Origin of the sequence: Halopseudomonas nanhaiensis, assembly GCF_020025155.1 — a bacterium.
Lineage (GTDB): Bacteria > Pseudomonadota > Gammaproteobacteria > Pseudomonadales > Pseudomonadaceae > Halopseudomonas > Halopseudomonas nanhaiensis.
Genome location: NZ_CP073751.1, coordinates 523919 through 544696 on the forward strand (window position 1 = coordinate 523919; position 20778 = coordinate 544696).

Consider the following 20778-nt stretch of genomic DNA (forward strand, 5'->3'; position numbering starts at 1 on the left):
TCGCCGCGAGTCGAATTGTCGCTATACTGCGCGCCCGGTCACTGACCGGGCGTGTTCGTTTCTGACCCGGAGTCGTTGTGCCCCATCGTTCCATTGCCTCCAAACCTCAGTGGCAGGTCGCTCCGTATCTTGCGGCGGCGCTGGTATTGCTGCCGTTGCTGGTGCTGGTAGTGAGCTGGCAGAGCGTTGATGGCCAGATATGGGGTCATCTGCTGGAAACGCAGATGGCGCGGTTGATCGGCAATACGTTGCTGCTCGTAGCAGGCGTGGGTTCCGGGGTGATCGTGCTGGGCGTCAGCCTGGCGTGGCTGACCAGTCTGTGCGAGTTCCCCGGGAGGCGGATATTCGACTGGGCGCTGATGCTGCCCTTTGCCATCCCTGCCTACGTACTGGCCTTCGTCAGTATCGGCCTGCTGGACTTCGCCGGCCCGCTGCAGTCGGCATTGCGCGGGTGGCTGGGCAACGACTTTCGGCTGTTCTTCTCCATCCGCTCGCCGGGCGGCGTGGTCGCCGTGCTGACACTGGTGTTTTACCCCTACGTGTATCTGCTCGCACGCAATGCGTTTCTCGCGCAGGGGCGTGGGCTGATGGAGGCATCACGGATCCTCGGCCATACGCCCTGGCAGGGATTCTGGCGGGTCGCTTTGCCGATGGCGCGACCGGCGATCGGTGCCGGGGCGGCGCTGGCGCTGATGGAAACCCTGGCCGACTTCGGCGCGGTGTCGGTTTTCAACTATGACACCTTCACTACGGCCATCTACAAGACCTGGTATGGCTTTTTCAGCCTGCAGACCGCCACGCAGCTGGCCAGCGTGCTGCTGGTATTCGTTTTTCTGGCGTTGTATCTGGAGCGGCGCGCCCAGGGTGCGCGACGTTTCCCCGGGGTGGACAAACCGCGGCAAGGGGCGCTGTACCGGCTCAAGGGTCCGCTTGCCTGGCTGGCCACTGGTTATTGCCTGCTGGTGCTGGCGCTGGCCTTCATCATACCGCTGATGCAGCTGCTCCACTGGTTGTGGGCCAGTGCCATTCACGACCTGGACGAACGGTACTGGGCATTGATTCGCAACACCTTGAGTCTGGGAGCCGCGGCGGCCGTGATAACCGTAAGCGTCGGCATACTGCTGGTCCTGTCCCGGCGGCTGCAACCCTTTCGCAGGGTACGCAGCGCGGTAGCGGTGGCCAATCTGGGGTACGCATTGCCCGGCTCGGTGCTCGCCGTAGGCATCATGTTCGCGTTCAGCCATATCGATAATCACCTGTTGATACCCCTGCGTACCTGGTTGGGTGAAACAGACCCCGGCACACTGCTGGTCGGCGGCCTGTTTGCCCTGCTTCTGGCCTACCTGATCCGCTTCATGGCCGTTGCATACGGCCCGCTCGACGCCTCGCTTGCGCGCATCCGGCCGTCGTTACCCGAGGCTGCACACAGTCTGGGTCACACTGGCTGGGCCGTGTTCTGGCGGGTCTATCTGCCGCTGATTCTGCCGGGGGTGCTGAGCGCGGCGCTGCTGGTGTTCGTCGATGTGCTGAAGGAGATGCCCGCCACACTGCTCATGCGCCCCTTCGGCTGGGATACGCTTGCTGTGCGGATTCATGGACTTACCGCAGAAGGCGAATGGGCACGGGCAGCGCTGCCGGCGATCACCCTGGTACTGGTCGGACTGCTGCCGGTCATCGTGCTGATCAGAAGTTCGGCTCGCCGCTGATACACGGCGTTGCGGCGAGGCTGCACATGCCATGCGATTTGGCTACAATTCACGCTTTGCACACTGCTCGCTAAGGAACCTCAATGGGATCGCGCACTCCGCTCTATGAGCAGCACCTCGCCGCGGGCGCCAAGATGGTCGATTTTGGTGGCTGGGACATGCCGCTGCACTATGGCTCGCAGATGGAGGAGCATCATCAGGTGCGGCGCGACGTAGGCATGTTCGATGTCTCGCACATGACGGTGATCGATGTTTCCGGAACCGAAGCCAAGGCCTTTCTGCAGTACCTGCTGGCCAACGATGTGGCCCGTCTCACGCTCAGTGGCAAGGCGCTGTACAGCGGCATGCTCAACGAAGACGGCGGTGTGATCGACGACCTCATCGTCTATCTGGTGGGCGAGTCCTATCGCGTCGTGGTCAATGCCGCAACCCGGGAAAAGGATCTGGCCTGGATCCGTCTGCAGGCCGAGCCCTTTGCGGTGAAGCTGGTCGAGCGCGATGATCTGGCGATGCTCGCCGTGCAGGGCCCTCGGGCACGCTCGGTGGTGTCACAGGTCGTCAGCGACAGCAGGGCCGCGCTGATCAACGATCTCAAGCCGTTCCAGGGCCACCCCGAAGGACAATGGTTCATTGGCCGTACCGGCTATACCGGTGAGGACGGCCTGGAAATCATGCTGCCCGCCGAAGAAGCAGGCGCATTCTGGGATGCTTTGATCGCTGCCGGCTGCAAGCCCTGCGGGTTGGGCGCGCGCGACACACTGCGTCTGGAAGCGGGTATGAACCTGTACGGCTCGGATATGGACGAGACGGTATCGCCGTTGGCCGCCAATATGGGCTGGACCATCGCCTGGGAGCCCACCGAGCGTGACTTCATCGGGCGCAAGGCGCTCGAGGCCCAGCGTGAAGCGGGCGACCAGCCCAAGCTGGTTGGTCTGGTGCTGGCCGAGCGTGCCGTGTTGCGTGGACACCAGAAGGTCATCGTCGACGGCGTTGGCGAAGGCGAAATCACCAGCGGCAGCTTCTCTCCGACCCTTGGTGTCTCGATCGCACTGGCGCGCGTTCCGCGTGCTACCGGCAGTTCGGCCAAGGTGGAAATTCGCGGTAAACAGCTCGACGTTCGCGTGGTCAAGCCGAGCTTCGTGCGCAACGGCAAGCCCGTTTTCGAATAAGCATTACCTTACCCATTTGAGGACAGTTCAATGAGCAACATTCCCGCCGACCTGCGTTACGCCTCCAGTCACGAATGGGCGCGCCAGGAAGCTGATGGCACCATCACCGTCGGTATCACCGATCACGCTCAGGATCTGCTGGGTGACGTGGTATTCGTCGAGCTGCCGGAAGTCGGCCGCCAGGTGAATGCCGGTGAAGAGTGCGCAGTAGTCGAATCGGTCAAGGCCGCCTCCGATATCTACGCGCCGGTCAGCGGCGAAGTCGTGGCGATCAATGACGCGCTCGGTGATTCGCCGGATCTGGTCAATGGCGAACCCTACACCGGCGCCTGGTTCTTCAAGATCAAGCCGTCCGATGCCAGCGAGCTGGACAAGCTGATGGATGCTGACGCTTACGGTTCTTCTATCTAACGATGCAGTGTGGGGTTCGCTGATTGGCTGGGTTTGATGCGTGGTGAGATTCCGACTTCGCTGGTTCGGACACGCTACAAGCACATCCATGTGGGCTCGGCGGTGCCCGTCCAGGGCACCGACGGTCCGAACCAGCGAAGCCGGAACCTCCCGTTAGGATCGGTGTGAATCAGCAAACCCTACGGACCGCGACGCTGCAGTAGATGCGGGATGCCTCGGTGCTGGACCGTCCGCGGCAGGGATGCCGCGGATGAGCCTACATGGACGTATCCACGGCGCGTCCAGCACCGAGGCATCACGCAGGCACGGCATCTCCGCTAGGACTACTCAGATCTTCAATACTTCTTGCAGGTAACCCCATGAGCAATACCCGAAGCCTCACCGATCTGGAACAGACTGACGCGTTTCTGCGTCGCCATATCGGTCCGGACGATGCTGAACAGCAGTCGATGCTCGAAACACTCGGCGTCGAGTCGCTGGATGCCTTGATCAACGAGACGGTCCCGAACAGCATCCTGCGCAAGGATCTGCTCAACCTGCCCGGACCACGTACCGAGGCCGAGGTGCTTGGTTATCTGAAAGGAGTAGCCAGCAAGAATCAGATCTATACCTCCTGCATTGGCATGGGTTACCACGGCACGCTGACGCCGAATGTGATTCTGCGCAATGTGCTGGAAAACCCCGGCTGGTATACCGCGTATACCCCGTACCAACCTGAAATCGCCCAGGGCCGACTCGAGGCGCTGCTCAACTTCCAGCAGTTGTCGATCGATCTGACCGGCATGGAGCTGGCCAGCGCGTCGCTGCTCGACGAAGCCACCGCAGCGGCCGAGGCGATGGCACTGGCCAAGCGTCAGGCCAAGAGCAAGAGCAATCTGTTTTTCATCGACCACGACTCCCATCCGCAGACCATTTCCGTGGTGCGCACACGGGCCGAAGCGTTCGGCTTTGAAGTGGTCATTGATGACGTGCGCAATCTTGGCGACCATGAGGTATTCGGAGCGCTGTTCCAGTATCCCAACACCTGGGGTGAGATCAACGATCTGAAACCGCTGATCGATGCCGTTCATGCGCAGAACGGACTGGCCTGCGTCGCCGCCGACCTGCTCAGTCTGGTACTGCTGACACCGCCGGGCGAGCTGGGTGCCGACGTGGTATTCGGCTCGGCTCAGCGCTTCGGCGTGCCCATGGGATACGGCGGTCCGCATGCCGCGTTCTTCGCCACGCGCGATGCGTACAAGCGCGCAATGCCCGGGCGAATTATCGGGGTGTCGGTCGATACGCGCGGTAACCGCGCGCTGCGCATGGCGTTGCAAACGCGCGAGCAGCATATCCGCCGCGAGAAGGCCAACTCGAACATTTGCACCGCGCAGGTGCTGTTGGCCAATATCGCCAGCTTCTATGCGGTTTATCACGGCTCTGAAGGGCTGAAAACCATTGCCGAACGCGTGCAGCGGTTGACGGCCATCCTGGCTGCCGGCCTGGAAGAAAAAGGCTTCAAGCGACAGAACGCGCATTTCTTCGACACGCTTACGCTGGACGTCGGCGGGCGCGCCGGTGAAATCGTCGAGCGGGCCCGTGCAGCCCGGATCAACCTGCGGCTGGTCGATGAGACCACGCTCGGACTGAGTCTGGACGAAACCTCGACCCGTAGCACCGTGGAGCGTCTGCTCGCGGTATTTGCCGACGATGGTCAGGCCAGCAATATCGAAGCGCTGGATCAGCGCGTGAGTGCAGCGGCGATGGGTATTCCCGCAGCGCTGCGTCGTCAGTCGGCGTTCCTCACTCATCCGGTGTTCAACAGCTATCACTCGGAAACCGAGATGCTGCGCTACATCAAGTCGCTGGAAAACAGGGACCTTGCGCTGAATCACGCGATGATTCCGCTGGGCTCCTGCACCATGAAGCTCAACGCCACCGCCGAAATGATCCCGATCACCTGGCCGGAGTTCGGCCAGCTGCACCCCTTTGCCCCGCTGGCTCAGGCCGAAGGCTACAAGGTGATGATCGACGAGCTCGAAGCGGCGCTGCGTGAAATCACCGGCTTCGACGCCATCTGCATGCAGCCGAATTCCGGTGCGCAGGGGGAGTATGCCGGCCTGCTGGCCATCCGCAAATTCCATGAATCCAACGGCGACGAGCATCGCAATGTCTGTCTGATCCCGACCTCTGCACACGGTACAAATCCGGCGTCGGCGATGATGGCAAGCATGCGGGTGGTGCTGGTCAACTGCGACGACAACGGTAACGTCGACTTTGCGGATCTGAAACAGAAGGCCCAGGACAACGCAGACAATCTGTCGTGCCTGATGATCACCTACCCGTCCACCCACGGCGTGTACGAAGAGGGTATCCGCGAGATCTGCGACATCATTCACCAGTACGGCGGCCAGGTTTACATGGACGGGGCCAACCTCAATGCGCAGGTGGGCCTGACCCGGCCGGCCGACATTGGCGCAGACGTGTCGCACATGAACCTGCACAAGACCTTCTGCATACCCCATGGGGGTGGTGGGCCGGGGATGGGGCCTATCGGGGTCAAGGCGCACCTCGCTCCCTATGTTGCCAACCATCCTGTGGTGCCGCTCGATGGGCCCGACCCGGAAAACGGCGCGGTGAGCGCAGCGCCCTGGGGCAGCGCGAGCATCCTGCCGATCAGCTGGACCTACATCGCGCTGATGGGCGCGGAGGGCCTGCGCCGGGCTACCGAAGTGGCGATCCTCAATGCCAATTACCTGGCCAGGCGGTTGGGGCAGGCGTATCCGGTGCTCTATAGCGGTCGCAACGGTCGCGTTGCGCATGAATGCATCATCGACATCCGCCCGCTCAAGGCTGCTTCGGGTATCACCGAGGAAGACGTGGCCAAGCGGCTTATGGATTTCGGCTTCCATGCACCGACCATGTCGTTCCCGGTTCCGGGTACGCTGATGATCGAGCCGACCGAGAGCGAGTCGAAAGCCGAGCTTGATCGTTTCGTTGACGCGATGCTGACCATTCGCGGCGAAATCAGCCGGGTCGAGCAGGGCGAGTGGACGGTCGAGCAGAGCCCGCCGCACAACGCCCCGCACACGCTGGCCGACATCACTGGCGAGTGGGACCGTCCGTACTCGCGTCAGGAGGCTGTATTCCCGCAGGCGTGGGTCGCGGCAAACAAGTTCTGGCCGAGCGTGAACCGCATCGACAACGTCTACGGCGATCGCAATCTCTTTTGCGCCTGCCCGCCGATCGAAGCCTACGAAGGCTGACCTGCCGGCGCGCCGCTCTGGCGCGCCTGTTTTTACCGGGCGGTGGAATGCCACCACCGCGCGGTAAATCGCCTATGCTATGAGTGGCCTGAGGGCCCGCTCCGTCGTCCCATCGGGACCGAGATCATCTGGCAGTAGGAAAGACCCTGCATGAGCGACACGTCACCGGTCCACACCGAACTCGACACCATTGTTGATGCCCTTGAAGAAGGCAAGCGCAAGAAGCTGCGCAAGCTGCTGCGTGGCATGCATCCGGGCAAGGTGGCGAGTCTGCTGGAAGCGCTCGATGTAGAGCGTCGGGTGATGGTCTGGCAGCACCTGCGTGAGGAAGACGAGACGGCGGTCGTACCCTATCTCGACCCGCTGGTCGCGGCGGCCCTGCAGCGTGATGCCGATGACGCCGATCTGGCAGAGCTGGACGAGGAAGCCGCTGCCGCGATTACCGACATCCGCCATGTCCGGGAAGCATTGGAGGAAGGTCGCTACAAGCGGGTCGTCAAGCTGTTCAAGCAGATGCATCCGGCCAAGTCCGCGGGTCTGCTCGAGTCGTTGCCACCCGAAGAACGCAGCACCGTCTGGGAAATGCTCTCCAGTGAGCGTGCCGGCAAGATCCTCGTGCACCTGCATGAGGAGGTGCGGGTACGTCTGGCGCAGGAGATGGATCAGGAAGATCTTTTCGCGGCGGTACGCAAGCTCGACCTCGACGACCTGGTCGACCTGATCCAGGCGCTGCCTTCTGGAGCGGGCCGCGAGGTCATGCTGTCGATGGACGTGGCGACGCGCAAGCAGCTGGTCTCGATGCTGTCCTACCCCGAGGATTCCGCCGGCGGTCTGATGAACATCGACCACCTGTCGGTGCGTGCCGATGTGCGCGTCGGCTCGGTATTGCGCTACCTGCGTCTGCTCGAGGATCTGCCGGACCATACCGACAAGGTCATGGTGGTCGATCGAAAGAATCGCTATCAGGGCGTGTTGCGACTCAGCCGTATCCTTACCAGTGATCCCGAGGCGAAGGTGGAGGCGGTGATGGATGCCGAATTTCAGCCTCTGCCGGTGCAGATGCCGAGTCGCGAAGTGGCCCGGCGATTCGAGGATCTGGACATGCTGTCGGCCGCAGTGGTCGATGACCACGGCGTGCTGCTGGGGCGAATTACGGTGGATGACGTGCTGGATATCATCCGTGAGGAGTCGCGCAGCACCATGATGCACATGGCCGGCCTCGACGATGAAGCCGACATGTTCGCCCCGGTATTGAAGAGCACCCTGCGGCGCTCTGTGTGGCTGGGCATCAACCTGATCACCGCCTTTCTCGCTGCCTGGGTGATCGGGCAGTTTCAGGGCACGCTGGAGCAGATCGTTGCGCTTGCCGTGCTGATGCCCATCGTTGCGAGCATGGGCGGTATCGCTGGCAGCCAAACCCTGACGCTGGTGATCCGCGGGCTGGCGCTCGGGCAGGTGGAAGGTGGTAACGCCAGGGTCTTGTTGGGCAAGGAGATGGGTATCGGTCTGCTCAACGGTCTGCTGTGGGCTCTGGTTGTGGCGGTGCTGGCCTACGTGTGGTTCGGCAGTTGGCAGATTGGCGGCATCATCGGCGCGGCGATTCTGCTCAACCTGCTGTGCGCAGCGTTTTCCGGTCTTGCCGTACCGCTGGTGCTGCGCAAGTTCGGCATCGATCCCGCGCTGGCCGGCAGTGTCATCCTCACCACCGTGACCGACGTGGTCGGCTTCTTCGTATTCCTGGGATTGGCCACCCTGCTGCTGATCTGACTTCATATGCGCTCTTCCGTATATGCGGAATAGCGTATATAGTCGGCGGACTCGTTTCAGGGAGTTCGTCCATGACGCCATTCGATCCGCCGACGTTATTCAAGTCGCTAGCCGATGACACCCGTGCACGTCTCGCGCTGCTTGTCGCCAGCGAAGGCGAACTGTGTGTATGCGAGCTCGTCTGTGCGCTGGACGCCAGCCAGCCGAAGATTTCCCGCCACCTGGCGGATCTTCGTAAAAGCGGCCTGTTCCAGGATCGTCGGCAGGGCCAATGGGTGTATTACCGGCTGCACGACGAACTGCCGGCCTGGGTTCGGCATGTTCTGGATGTCGTCCGCTCCGCCAACCAGGGCTGGATCGAAGACGGGCTCACGCGCCTCGGTCGCATGGACGACCGGCCCGTTCGACGAGCCAGCTGCTGCTGATCCCATTGAGGCCACCGTGATGAACTCTGATTTCCCCGCATTGAATTCCGACCTGCTGCGTCAGCCTGAGCACCAGCGCCTGGGCGTCGAGTCGACGGACGCTCCGCTGCGCATCCTCCTGCTCTACGGCTCGACCCGTGAGCGTTCGTTCAGCCGCTTGCTGACCGAAGAGGCAGCGCGTCTGCTTCAGTTGATGGGCGCCGAGACGCGCATCTACGATCCCTCCGGCCTGCCGCTGCCCGATGACGCTGCGGAGGATCATCCGAAGGTTGTCCAATTGCGCGAGCTGATGCAGTGGTCCGAAGGCCAGGTGTGGTGCTCGCCCGAGCGCCATGGTGCGATGACCGGCGTTTTCAAGTCGCAGATCGACTGGGTGCCGCTTGCGATGGGGGCCGTCCGACCGACCCAGGGCAAGACGCTGGCAGTGATGCAGGTGTGCGGCGGGTCGCAATCGTTCAACGTGGTCAACCAGCTGCGCGTGCTGGGTCGCTGGATGCGCATGGTCACGATCCCCAACCAGTCATCGGTGCCCAAGGCCTTCCTGGAGTTCGACGCAGACGGCCGAATGAAACCGTCGGCCTATTACGATCGGGTGGTTGACGTGATGGAAGAGCTGGTCAAGTTCACCTGGCTGCTGCGCGGTCGCGCAGACTACCTGGTGGATCGCTACTCTGAACGCAAGGAGTCTGCACAGGAGCTCTCCCGGCGGGTCAATCAACGCAGCATCTGATTCGAATCAACGCGCAGCGTCTGTTTGCTGACAGGCGCTGGCCAACGAGGTGACGGACATGACGATCAAGGTGGGCATCAACGGATTCGGGCGCATCGGCAAGCTGGCGCTTCGCGCCGCGTGGGACTGGCCCGAGCTGGACTTCATTTGCATCAACGATCCGGCCGGCGATGCGGCAACGCATGCGCATTTGCTGAACTTCGATTCGGTGCATGGTCGCTGGCACCATGAGGCACGTCACCAGGATGGCAAGCTGGTGATCGATGGCAAGTCCATCACCCTCACCCAGCACAAGACCATCGGCAACGGGGACTGGTCGGACTGCGATCTGGTCATCGAAGCCAGCGGCAAGATGAAGACCGTCGAGGTGCTCGAGGAATATCTGCGCCAGGGGGTCAAGCGGGTGGTCGTCAGCGCGCCGGTGAAGGAAGCCGGTGCCTTGAACGTGGTGCTGGGAGTGAACCAGCACCTGTTCGATCCGGCTAAACATCGGATCGTCACCGCTGCGTCCTGCACCACCAACTGTCTGGCGCCGGTCGTGAAGGTCATTCACGAAGCGCTGGGAATCCGCCACGGCTCCATCACCACCATTCACGATGTCACCAACACGCAGAGCATCCTCGACCAGCCGCACAAGGACTTGCGCCGTGCGCGTGCCGCCGGGATGAGTCTGATCCCGACCAGTACCGGATCGGCGACGGCAATCGCGGAGATTTTTCCTGAACTGCGCGGCAAGCTCAACGGGCACGCCGTGCGCGTTCCTCTGGCCAATGCCTCGTTGACCGACTGTGTATTCGAGGTGGAGCGCGCGACGTCGGTCGAACAGGTCAATGCGCTGTTCAAGGCCGCGGCAGACGGTGAGCTGAAAGGTATTCTCGGATACGAGGAGCGCCCCCTGGTCTCGATCGACTATCGCACCGATCCTCGCTCGTCGATCATCGATGCGCTGTCGACCATGGTGATCAACGGTACCCAGGTGAAGCTATACAGCTGGTACGACAACGAATGGGGCTATGCCAACCGTACCGTCGAACTGGCGCGTCTGGTCGGCCAGGCGGGCTGAGCATGCGCCGATTGCCGAGTCTGGCGCCGGAGGTTCGGCAATATCTGGTGGTAACGGGCAATTACTGGGCCTTCACGCTGACCGATGGCGCGTTGCGCATGCTGGTGGTGCTGCATTTCCACAGCCTCGGTTACAGTCCGCTGCAGATCGCCTCGCTGTTTTTGTTCTACGAGCTATTCGGTGTCGTCACCAATCTGGTGGGTGGCTATCTCGGGGCGCGTATCGGGCTGAACCGGACCATGAATATCGGTCTCGCCTTGCAGGTGGCGGCGCTATTGATGCTCACGGTGCCGCCCGAGTGGTTGACGGTGGTGTGGGTGATGGGGGCGCAGGCGATATCGGGCATCGCCAAGGACCTCAACAAGATGAGCGCCAAAAGCGCGATAAAGCTGCTCGTGCCGGAGGGTCAGCAGGGCGCGCTGTATCGCTGGGTTGCGCTGTTGACCGGTTCGAAGAACGCGCTCAAGGGTGCTGGCTTCTTTGTGGGTGGCGCGCTGTTGGCGTTGCTCGGTTTTGCAGGTGCCGTGCTGGCCATGGCCTGCATCCTCGCGCTGGTCTGGATTGCGAGCCTGTTCCTGCTGAAACGGGATCTGGGCAGAGCGAAGGCGAAGCCGAAGTTCCGCGAGATGCTGTCCAAGAGCGGCCCCATCAACGTGCTGTCGGCAGCTCGGCTGTTTCTGTTCGGCGCCCGCGACGTCTGGTTCGTGATCGCCCTGCCGGTGTATCTGAGCAGCGTGTTCGGCTGGGACCATTGGCAGGTCGGCGGGTTTCTGGCCAGTTGGGTGATTGGCTACGGTATCGTCCAGACGCTGGCTCCGGGGATCACCGGCAAACGCCGCGGTAGCGTACCTGGCGCAGCAGCGGCGTTCGGCTGGGCAGCGTCGCTCACGGTGGTTCCGGGGGCCATTGCGCTGGGCCTGCTGAGCGACGGGGCGGCGGAGGTTATTCTGCTGGGTGGGCTGATGACCTTCGGCGTGCTGTTTGCCGTCAATTCCTCGCTGCACAGCTACCTGATCGTCTCTTATGCCAAAGCTGATGGGGTGTCACTGGATGTCGGTTTCTATTACATGTCCAATGCAATGGGCCGATTGATCGGTACGCTGCTGTCCGGCTGGGTCTATCAGGCCTACGGCCTGGAGGCCTGTCTGTGGGTATCGACATTCTTCCTGGCCACGGCCGCCCTGATCTCGTTGAAACTGCCGCGGCATCGGTTTAGCGCTAGCTAGTCGGCTGCATGCATAGCCGCCGCCGCAGTAGTTGATCGCAGGTGCCGCGCGCACAACCAGCCGAGGGCGGCGATGCTGGCGCCAGCGAGGCCGAGCATCGGCAACGACGTGGCGTGGGTGACCTGGGCACCAATCGCAGCCCCGGCACCCTGTCCCAGAAACATCATCGAGCCGTTCAGGGCCATCACCACCTGACGCCCCTGCGGAGCCGCTTCCACCAGTTGTGCCTGAATCAGCGGGGACAGGGTAAACAATCCTGCCGCACCGAGTGTGACCGCTGCCCCCAGGCCAGCCCAGCTCAGCAGGCCCTGACCCGGCAACCACAGCATGCTGGCCGAATACAGCAGCTGGGTCGTGCCGATGCATATGAAGATGCGCATGAGGATCCGCCCCGGGTTGCGCACCTGGCCCATGCGACTGGCCAGCGTCACTCCGACCATTGCGCCAACCCCGACCAGCATCTGTGCCAGGGCGACGTGCCGGGTGTTTCCGATCACCCGTTCCACGACGGGGGCTATGTACGGGACGACACAGAAGGTCGCAGCAAATGCGGTAAAGGTCATGATCAGCAATCGGCGAACCTGGGGATCACCACCCACCCGCAGCACACGCCAGCCCATGCTGTCCTGACTGGCCACCCGGGGCAGCGCAAGTCGCACCCCCGCTGCAGCGATCAGACAGAGCACTGCGGCGAGCACGAATGTTGACCGCCAGCCGAACAGGCCGCCCACAAGGCTGCCCATCGGCATGCCGAACAGGAACGCCAGCACCATGCCGCCCATCACCATGGCCAGCACCTGCGCGCGGCGCTCGGGTGGAAACAACAGCGCGACCGTCGAGGGCACGACCGGTATAACCAGTGTGGCAGCCAGTCCTGCCAGCACGCGCAGGGCCAGTAGCTCGGTGAAGCTCGAAGCCCACGCCGCGCACAGGTTGATCAATGCGACCGTCACCAGTGCCATCCACAGCAGCCGGCGCCGCTCCAGCTGTCCGGTACGCAGCGCTATGAACGGTGCCGTGAGCGCATAGGCCAGTGCGAAGGCCGTGGCCAGGTATCCGCCGGTTGCAGTGGTTACCTGAAGATCCCGAGCCAGCTCGATCAGCAGCCCGGCAAACACGAAGGTTTGCGTGCCAACCGCGGCGGTAGCAAGCGTCAGTGCGAGTATGCGCATCAGCATGATGCACCGCCCCGGGGCGCTGAACTGGACGCTTCCCGCAGCTGATCCGAACGGCTTGCACCGGGCGGACGGCGTAGCGCACCGGGAAACCGGTTGCGTCGGCTGCCGGTCTTGAGGAAGCTCGCAATAGCCTGCAGTACACGCGGCTCGCCGAGCACCCTGTTGTGACCTCCGCTGTCGAGCCATAGGGTCTTGGCCTTGCAGGCGGCGGCGTTGCTGCGTGCCGCGGCGATCGGCACCACGGCGTCGTCTTCGGCGTGCACCAGCATGACAGCCGTGTCCAGTTGTGCGAGACCCAGGTCCGTCCGGAAGCGTTCCAGCGGCGCTTCAAGACCCTGCTGAATGTGGCGGGTCATCCGCGTCAGCGACCGTTCGGAAAGGCCCTGCGCTCGGCCCTGGCTCAGTGCCTGATACCGGGCAGCCTGCGGTGCGCCAATCAACACCAGACGCGAAGCCTGCAAGCCGTAGGCTTCCATCGCGAGAACCGATGTTGCCCCGCCCACCGAATGGGCAATGATTGCATGCAATTCACCGCACTCCACCCCCGCCCGGGCAATTGCCCGGGCGAGCAGTAACAGCGGGGCGCGGCGGCCAGTTGCCAGCCCGTGAGCGGGGAGATCCAGCGCAGCCACACTGTAGCCCTGGCTGAGCAGAGGCTCGACGAATGCGCCCATGGCGTTGTGGTCGCTTTCCCAGCCATGCACCAGCAGCACCCGTGGACCTTCGCCCTTGATCCAGAGCGGGACCGTCTCGTCGCCTGCCGTCACGAGACGGCGCTCGAAGCGCTCGAACGCCTGCGGCCAGCGCTGCGGTCGAACCAGGGTGCGGGGTTCCAGGAAGCGCTTGGCCCCGATCCTTGCGAAGCGGTCCGGAAAGACCGATGACAGCATCCTTACCGTACCAAGCCCGATAGTGCGGCGAATGTGAGCGGCATTCATCGTATGTCTCCTCTGCTGTAACTTGTGTCTACCTATCAGTTGGTAGGTTTATCACGCTGAGTTGTTCCTCGCCGGACCGGAAGCAGGTGCCTCGGTCGCAGTACGATGGCGTTACTGTTGTCGGGCCAGCCGCTGGCGAAGTCTGGCCACGGCCCGCTCGAGTGGCAGCGGCGAGTGTCTCACCCGGCCCAGCACCAGAGCCCCCTGTACATTCAGCAGTATCTCCTCGGCCCATTCCCGCGCGTCGCTCTCGTTGCCCGCATATCCGCCTGTCATGGCGATACGCTCGAGCCATTGCTGCTGCAGATCGAGCAGACGCCGGGCACGCTGTTGCAGCTGTTGCGGCAGGTGGTCCCAATCTCCGAGGATACCGCCAACCGGGCACAGCCGACTGCCCGCGCCAATGTTGCCGAGATACACCGAAAAGAAGGCCTCCAGCTGGCGAGCGGGGGGCTGATCCTGCAGCGCATCGACACGGGCGCGAAAGGCATTGATGCTCGTTTCGATGACGTCGCTGACCAGGGCCTCCTTGTTGCGGTAGTGATGAAAGAGGCTGGGCTTGCGGATGCCGACCCGATCGGCAACGTCCTGCAGGCTGAAGCCATTCATCGACTGCTTCTGAAGCAGGTCGGCGGCGGTGGCGAGTATCTCTGTCTTGGTGTTCATGCACCTACCGTATGGTAGGTTTGAGGGGCTCGTCAAGATCTTTTTCTGCCAGGGCGGCGCGGCGCGCACGGCGTTGTTGTAAGTGCCCCGTACGTCGCCAGTCGGAAAGCCCGGTTTACGCAATGTTTATGCGTACCGGCTGAACTGCGGATCGTTTGTTTATCCCCCTCGACGCTAGCCTGTGCGCTATCTGCTGCGAGGTTCAAATGCTCGGCTTTCTGCGTCCTGTGATTTATGTCTGCGGCTTTCTGGTGCTGATCATGTCGAGCATGATGCTCGGCGTGGCTGGTTTTGCATGGCTGCGCGCCGATCCGGAAACTCTGATATTTCTTCAATCTGCGGGCGTCGCGGGCGTGGCCGGGGGCGCGATGGTGTTCGGCTGTCGGCACGCCCAGTTCAACCTCATCGCTCGGCAGCTATACCTGTTGACCAGCCTCAGTTGGGTGATGATGTCATTGGCCGGTGCGCTACCGCTGTTTTTCAGTCACTTCGATCTGTCCCTGACCGATGCGGTGTTCGAAGCGGTATCGGGTATTACCACCACGGGGTCGACGGTCTTGGCGGGGCTGCAGGACATGCCGGCGAGCCTTCTTCTCTGGCGCTCGATACTGCAATGGCTCGGCGGGCTGGGCGTGATCGGAATGGCGGTCTCGATCCTGCCGTTTCTCCGTGTGGGCGGCATGCGCCTGTTCCACACCGAGTCGTCGGACTGGTCGGACAAATCCATGCCGCGCATTCAATCGCTGGCTCGCATGCTCCTGCTGACCTATATGGGAGTCAGCCTGGCGTGCATGCTGAGCTACTGGGCGGCCGGCATGAGTCTGTTCGATGCCATCAATCACGCCATGACGACGGTTTCCACCGGCGGCTACGCGACGGATGATCGATCCATGGGGCGCTTCGGCCCCGGTATCCTGTGGATAGCCATTACCTTCATGCTGATCGGCGCGCTGCCGTTTACCATGCTCATCGCCTTCGTGCGCAGGCCGAGTCTCGCGGTGCTCAAGAATCAGCAGGCACTCGGATTGCTGGGAATCGTCGCGGCGGTGAGTCTGAGTCTGACTGCGGTGCTGATAGCTGATCGGCAGTATGCACCGTTCGAGGCGCTGACCCAGGCCACGTTCAACCTGGTGTCGGTGATCACCACCACCGGCTATGCCTCGACCGATTACCTGTTGTGGGGGCCGTTCAGCATCGCACTGTTCTTTCTGGTCATGTTCGTTGGCGGGTGTTCAGGCTCGACCAGCGGCGGGATGAAGGTGTTTCGGTTCCAGCTCAGTTATCTGTTCCTGCGCTCGCAGGTTCGCAAGCTGGTACATCCGAACGGCGTCTTCATCACCCAGTACAACGGCCGACCGGTCCAGGATGACATCATTCTCTCTGCGGTGGCATTCTCGTTCCTGTTCTTCCTGACACTGGGCGTCATTACCCTGCTGCTCGCTCTGCTCGGGCTTGACCTGCTGACGAGCGTCAGCGCCACGGCCACAGCACTGACCAACGTGGGTCCGGGTGTAGGCAATGTAGTCGGACCGGCGGGCAACTTCGCGTCCCTGCCCGTTGCTGCGAAATGGTTGTTATCCTTCGCCATGTTGTTGGGTCGTCTGGAGTTGCTGACCATGATGGTACTGTTCACGCCCATGTTCTGGCGGGGTTGAGAATGCTGGTGTTTCGCTGGCGCGAGATCGGGCTGCTCACGCTTCCGGTTCTGGTGCCTCTGCTGGCGACAGCGGTATCCCTGGCACTGGCGCCGCTGCTGCCGAGCGCTGACCTGGCAATGATCTATCTGGCCGGCGTGCTGATCACGTCGATCTACAGCCGAGTTCGGCCGGCTCTGCTATGCGCCATCTTCAGTTTTCTCGCCTACAACTTCTTTCTTACCGAACCGCGTTATTCGCTGGAGATGTTCCACAGCGAAGATGTGCTGACGGCGGTGCTGCTGGTGATGGTCGCCGTGATCACCGGTCATCTGGCCGCTCGCCTGAACGAAAAGGTTGTCGCCCTCAGGGACAGCCAACGCTGGAGCGAGCAACAGATGGAATGCGCGCGGGCGCTCTCGGCCTGCGTAAGTGACGCAGCGGTGATCGATGTGTTGGCCGAACAGGTAGAGGCCGCAATGGGGCGCCGGCTCGAACGCGTGCCGCCCGGCGATGCGCCGCCCCCTGCGGGACAGCCCCAGGAGGTTGCCTGGCGTAACGAGGCGCAGGGATGCACCATCTGGTTCGCTGATCTTGCGCGCAGGCCCCGAGGCGTCTTGCAGAGTCGGGAGGCCCCGCTGTCAAGCCATGATGAAGCACGCCTGGACACCCTCATCAGTCTCGCCCGGCTTGCGTGGAGCCGGGTCCTGCTTGCCGAATCGCTGCGTCAGGAGACGTTGGTGAAGGAGCGCGAGCAGCTGCGTTCGGCACTGCTGTCGTCGATCTCCCATGATTTGCGCACGCCTCTGGCGACCATGATCGGCTCGGTATCCAGTCTCATCGACCTGGCCGAGGCACTGGATCGAGAACAGCGCGCGGAGTTGCTGGAGAACACGCTCAGCGAAGCGCGGCGGCTGGATCGCTACATACAGAAGCTGCTCGACATGACCCGCCTGGGACACGGCGAGCTCACGCTCGACCGGGACTGGGTCGGTATCGACGATATCGTCAGCGTAGTGCTTCGACGGCTGCGTCCGTTGCAAGGCGACATGCAGATTCGGGTGGACCTGCCGGTAGATATGCCGTTGCTTCATGTCCACCCCGCGTTGATCGAACAGGCCGTCTTCAATGTCGCGGAAAATGCCTTGCGCTTTTCACCGCCCGGCGGAGAAGTGACCATCGCAGCCTGCCACGAAGCCGACTGGGTGCATCTGGACATAGGAGACAACGGACCCGGGATTGACCCGGAGGCCTGGGATAGGGTCTTCGACATGTTTCACACGTTCAGCCATGGCGATCAGTACGCCGCTGGCACAGGTCTCGGCCTGGCGATATGCCAGGGCATTCTTGGCGCGCACCGGGGCGCGGCCCGGGTTTACCGAAGCGCGCCGGGACGTGGCACCGTGTTTCGGCTCAGCCTGCCGCTTATCCTGCCCGACAACCTCCGAGAAGCCGACGCATGACGCACATTCTGATCATTGACGACGAGCCGCAGATCCGTCGCTTTCTGACCATCTGCCTGGGCTCACAGGGTTATCAGCTGATAGAGGCATCCGACGGTCGCTCCGGACTCGAGCAGGCGGCGTTGCGCGACCCGGACCTGATCATCATGGACCTGGGTTTGCCGGACATGGACGGTCAGCTGCTGCTGCAGCGTCTGCGAGAATTCTTCCTCGGCCCGGTGATCGTGCTGTCGGTGCGCAACAGCGAACGCGAGAAGGTGATGGCGCTGGACAGCGGAGCGAACGACTACGTGGAAAAACCGTTTGGAGCGAACGAGTTGCTCGCACGGATTCGCTCGGTGTTGCGCACGTTCTCAAGTATCGACGTGCCCCCGGCGGGCTTCGACGATGGCTACCTGAAAGTCGATTTGCAGGCACACCGGACCGTCCTCGATGGCGAAGACATCCACCTTTCGCGAAAGGAGTTCGAGCTCCTGCGCTGTCTGATTGCCCATCCCGGACGAATCGTCACGCAGCAGCAGCTGCTCAAGGAAATATGGGGGCCGCACCACAGTCATGATACCCATTACCTGCGCATTTTCGTGGGCAGGCTTCGGGCAAAGCTCCGCGACGATCCCACGGCGCCGCGCTACGTGGAAACCGAAGCCGGGGTTGGCTATCGATTCATAGGCGGCATCGACGGCTGAAGTTTGCGGTTTGTTTACTCCTGGCCGATCAGGCTGGCATGGTTTGTTTACGCCGAGGCAGCGGACAATCGTCACACGCGATAGCTTCGGAGTTTCCAGATGCGCATCATCATTCTTGGCGCAGGTCAGGTTGGCGGTACGCTGGCAGAGCATCTTGCCGGCGAAGACAACGACATCACGATCGTAGACACCGATGTGCCGCGGCTTCGGATGCTTCAGGATCGACTGGATGTGCGCACCATTGTCGGCTCGGCATCCCATCCGCAGATTCTCGCCCAGGCCGGGGCACAGGATGCCGACATGCTGGTGGCAGTGACCAGCAGCGACGAGATCAACATGATCGCCTGTCAGGTTGGCCAGAGCCTATTCAATATTCCTGCCAAGATCGCGCGGATCCGCGAGGCGGATTACCTCTCCTGTGACAAGCAGCTGTTCCGCCGCGAGGCTGTTCCGATCGATGTATTGATCAGTCCCGAGGAGCTGGTGACCCGTCAGTTGAAGAGGCTGATCGAGCATCCCGGCGCGCTGCAGGTTGTTGACTTTGCCAGCGGACGCGCCCAGCTGGTTGCAGTGCGTGCCGACTATGGCGGCGCTATGGTCGGTCAGGAAATCGCCTCCCTCAAACACCATATGCCGTCGGTCGACAGCCGTGTTGCCGCCATATTTCGAAAGGACCGCCCCATCGTCCCGCGCGGCGATACGGTGATCGAAGCTGATGACGAAGTGTTCTTCATCGCGGCGCGCCCGGACATTCGCAAGGTCATGAGTGAAATGCGAAGGCGCGAACGGCCGTACAAGCGCATCGTCATCGCCGGCGGTGGCAATATCGGTGCGCGCCTGGCAGCGAGTATCGAGCGGGACTACCGGGTCAAGATCATCGAGCGCAATCAGCTACGCTGCCAGGAGCTCTCGCATCAGCTGAGCGGCACGGTCGTACTGTACGGCAATGCGTCGGATCGGGAGCTGCTGGTCGAGGAAAGTATCGAAGCGGCTGACGTTTTTTTCGCCCTGACCAACGATGACGAAGCCAATGTCATGGCATCGATGCTGGCCAAGCGGCTGGGTGCACGCACGGTCATCACGCTGATCAACAACCCGGCGTATGTCGATCTCGTACAGGGCGGACTGATCGATATCGCCGTCTCGCCTCAGCTGTCGACAGTGGGAGCCTTGCTGGCTCACGTGCGCAGAGGGGATGTGGTAGCCGTGCACTCGCTGCGACGAGGCGCGGCCGAAGCCCTGGAAGCCGTCGCCCACGGCGATGCACGGAATTCGCAGGTAGTGGGGCGTTCAATCGGTGAGCTACCGCTGCCTGCCGGCACCACGGTCGGGGCACTGGTACGCCAGGATCAGGTGATCATCGCCCACGACCGCACCGTCATCGAAGATGGTGACCACGTCATCCTGTTCGTGCCGGACAAGCGCGACGTTGCACGCATCGAACGGCTGTTTCAGGTGGGTCTTGCCTACCTCTGAGTGCGCGGAGTGCTTCGAAATGTTTCAAAGCGCCAGCGCGCCGCAGTCCATCCGCTAAGGTTATCCGGTTCGTTACGCTACAAGGAGAACCCCAGATGACAGCTTTCCCATTGGCGCCGCGTGTTCAGCTCGGCTTGGTAGGCTACGCGGTTGCGCTCATGCTGTCGTTGATGCTCGCCGCGGCACCAGCTCGGGCACAGGACAACCCGTTCGCCGACAAGGTCGCAGTGATTACCGGCACCAGCTATGGGCTGGGTCGCGAACTCGCGTTGCTCGCCGCGAAGAACGACATGAAGCTGGTGCTGGTCGACGTGCGTATCGAGCCCTCGCACCAGCTGGCCGAGCAGATCCGGTCCCAGGGCGGCGAAGCCGTGGTGGTCGAAGCCGACCTGGCCAAGCCGGACCAGCGCCCGCGGGTGATCGACGAAGCGATGGAGGCCTACGGGCGGATCGACTATCTGTTCAACAACGCCGGTTACTCTTATCTGGCGACGCTTGAACAGATGGATCTGGAGCAGGCCCAGCACTTGTTCGAAGTCAATTACTGGGCGTATGCCGACCTTGCGCAACGGGTGATCCCGATCATGCGCAAGCAGGGCGGGGAAACCATCCTGAATGTGTCGTCTATTCTCGGCATGCGCGCCGCACCTCCTCGCATGGGGCACTATTCGGGGAGCAAGCACGCCATTCACGGGTTGTTTCAGGCCGCAGCCGAAGGCCTGAAGGAAGACAACATCAAGGTCTACATTGCCGCCCCGGGCGGGATGCGTACCCATATCAGCAAGCACTCGGTCGGACCTGAGGTGGGTGATGGCGATCGCGCCGCAGACTGGGAGGACCCGGCCGTACCGGCGCGTGACATCTTTGAAATGATCCAGCAGGACGACGTGGTCTTCAATCCGGGCTACATCGGGCGCTAGTGTCGATGCCTGACGCCAGGCCGGGCTAGGCACGGAGTGCGGAAACGATCGCCGCAAGGGGTATCCCGTTGTACG

17 protein-coding genes are annotated in these 20778 nt (G+C 62.3%); 14 read left to right on the plus strand and 3 right to left on the minus strand.

The genetic code is table 11. The features are described 5' to 3' along the window. Nucleotides 1–77 precede the first annotated feature (77 nt). The 9 genes from KEM63_RS02380 to arsJ all read left to right on the plus strand — a co-directional run bounded on the left by KEM63_RS02380 (nt 78) and on the right by arsJ (nt 11742). Nucleotides 78–1706, plus strand: coding sequence for an ABC transporter permease (locus tag KEM63_RS02380; RefSeq protein WP_423747824.1), 1629 nt, complete (start codon nt 78–80; stop codon nt 1704–1706). Between the two features lie 83 nt (nt 1707–1789). Continuing rightward, complete coding sequence (gcvT, locus tag KEM63_RS02385) at nt 1790–2875, plus strand: glycine cleavage system aminomethyltransferase GcvT (protein ID WP_223654620.1); 1086 nt, start codon at nt 1790–1792, stop codon at nt 2873–2875. Nucleotides 2876–2905: 30 nt separating this feature from the next. After that, nucleotides 2906–3286, plus strand: a complete 381-nt coding sequence (gene gcvH / locus KEM63_RS02390; protein WP_223654621.1) for a glycine cleavage system protein GcvH — start codon at nt 2906–2908, stop codon at nt 3284–3286. 359 nt (nt 3287–3645) lie between these two features. Then, on the plus strand, nt 3646–6531 hold the full coding sequence (gene gcvP, locus KEM63_RS02395) for an aminomethyl-transferring glycine dehydrogenase (protein WP_223654622.1): 2886 nt from the start codon (nt 3646–3648) through the stop codon (nt 6529–6531). Nucleotides 6532–6681: 150 nt separating this feature from the next. After that, nucleotides 6682–8298: a magnesium transporter gene (mgtE, locus tag KEM63_RS02400; protein WP_223654623.1), complete on the plus strand. Its 1617-nt coding sequence runs from the start codon at nt 6682–6684 to the stop codon at nt 8296–8298. Between the two features lie 71 nt (nt 8299–8369). Next, on the plus strand, nt 8370–8723 hold the full coding sequence (locus KEM63_RS02405; RefSeq protein ID WP_223654624.1) for a metalloregulator ArsR/SmtB family transcription factor: 354 nt from the start codon (nt 8370–8372) through the stop codon (nt 8721–8723). A 19-nt stretch (nt 8724–8742) separates the two neighbouring features. Continuing rightward, nucleotides 8743–9453 carry an arsenical resistance protein ArsH gene (arsH, locus tag KEM63_RS02410; RefSeq protein WP_223654625.1) on the plus strand — a complete coding sequence of 237 codons (711 nt, stop codon included), beginning with the start codon at nt 8743–8745 and terminating at the stop codon, nt 9451–9453. Nucleotides 9454–9511: 58 nt separating this feature from the next. Then, the gene (locus tag KEM63_RS02415; protein ID WP_223654626.1) at nt 9512–10516 is read left to right on the plus strand and encodes an ArsJ-associated glyceraldehyde-3-phosphate dehydrogenase; all 1005 of its coding nucleotides are present in this window, start codon (nt 9512–9514) and stop codon (nt 10514–10516) included. A gap of 2 nt (nt 10517–10518) precedes the next feature. Beyond that, complete coding sequence (gene arsJ, locus KEM63_RS02420; RefSeq protein WP_223654627.1) at nt 10519–11742, plus strand: organoarsenical effux MFS transporter ArsJ; 1224 nt, start codon at nt 10519–10521, stop codon at nt 11740–11742. Here the strand turns inward: arsJ and KEM63_RS02425 are convergent. The 3 genes from KEM63_RS02425 to KEM63_RS02435 form a co-directional block, all read right to left on the minus strand. Further along, entirely contained in the window at nt 11739–12920 is a 1182-nt protein-coding gene (locus tag KEM63_RS02425; RefSeq protein WP_223654628.1) for an MFS transporter, read from the minus strand. The genes arsJ and KEM63_RS02425 overlap by 4 nt on opposite strands. Beyond that, nucleotides 12914–13858, minus strand: coding sequence for an alpha/beta hydrolase (locus KEM63_RS02430; RefSeq protein ID WP_223654629.1), 945 nt, complete (start codon nt 13856–13858; stop codon nt 12914–12916). Before KEM63_RS02430 ends, KEM63_RS02425 begins: the two co-directional genes overlap by 7 nt. A 111-nt stretch (nt 13859–13969) precedes the next feature. Further along, nucleotides 13970–14524: a TetR/AcrR family transcriptional regulator gene (locus KEM63_RS02435; RefSeq protein WP_223654630.1), complete on the minus strand. Its 555-nt coding sequence runs from the start codon at nt 14522–14524 to the stop codon at nt 13970–13972. A 206-nt stretch (nt 14525–14730) separates the two neighbouring features. Here KEM63_RS02435 and KEM63_RS02440 point away from each other — a divergent pair, with 206 nt between their 5' ends. From KEM63_RS02440 to KEM63_RS02460, 5 genes are all read left to right on the plus strand, one after another. Beyond that, nucleotides 14731–16179 carry a TrkH family potassium uptake protein gene (locus tag KEM63_RS02440; protein ID WP_223654631.1) on the plus strand — a complete coding sequence of 483 codons (1449 nt, stop codon included), beginning with the start codon at nt 14731–14733 and terminating at the stop codon, nt 16177–16179. Nucleotides 16180–16181: 2 nt separating this feature from the next. Further along, a complete protein-coding gene (locus tag KEM63_RS02445; protein ID WP_223654632.1) occupies nt 16182–17621 on the plus strand; it encodes a sensor histidine kinase in 1440 nt (479 codons plus the stop codon). Then, on the plus strand, nt 17618–18307 hold the full coding sequence (locus KEM63_RS02450) for a response regulator (protein WP_223654633.1): 690 nt from the start codon (nt 17618–17620) through the stop codon (nt 18305–18307). The genes KEM63_RS02445 and KEM63_RS02450 overlap by 4 nt, the downstream gene beginning before the upstream one ends. A gap of 99 nt (nt 18308–18406) precedes the next feature. Further along, complete coding sequence (gene trkA / locus KEM63_RS02455) at nt 18407–19783, plus strand: Trk system potassium transporter TrkA (protein ID WP_223654634.1); 1377 nt, start codon at nt 18407–18409, stop codon at nt 19781–19783. Between the two features lie 95 nt (nt 19784–19878). Next, entirely contained in the window at nt 19879–20703 is an 825-nt protein-coding gene (locus tag KEM63_RS02460; RefSeq protein ID WP_223654635.1) for an SDR family NAD(P)-dependent oxidoreductase, read from the plus strand. Nucleotides 20704–20778: the final 75 nt, after the last annotated feature.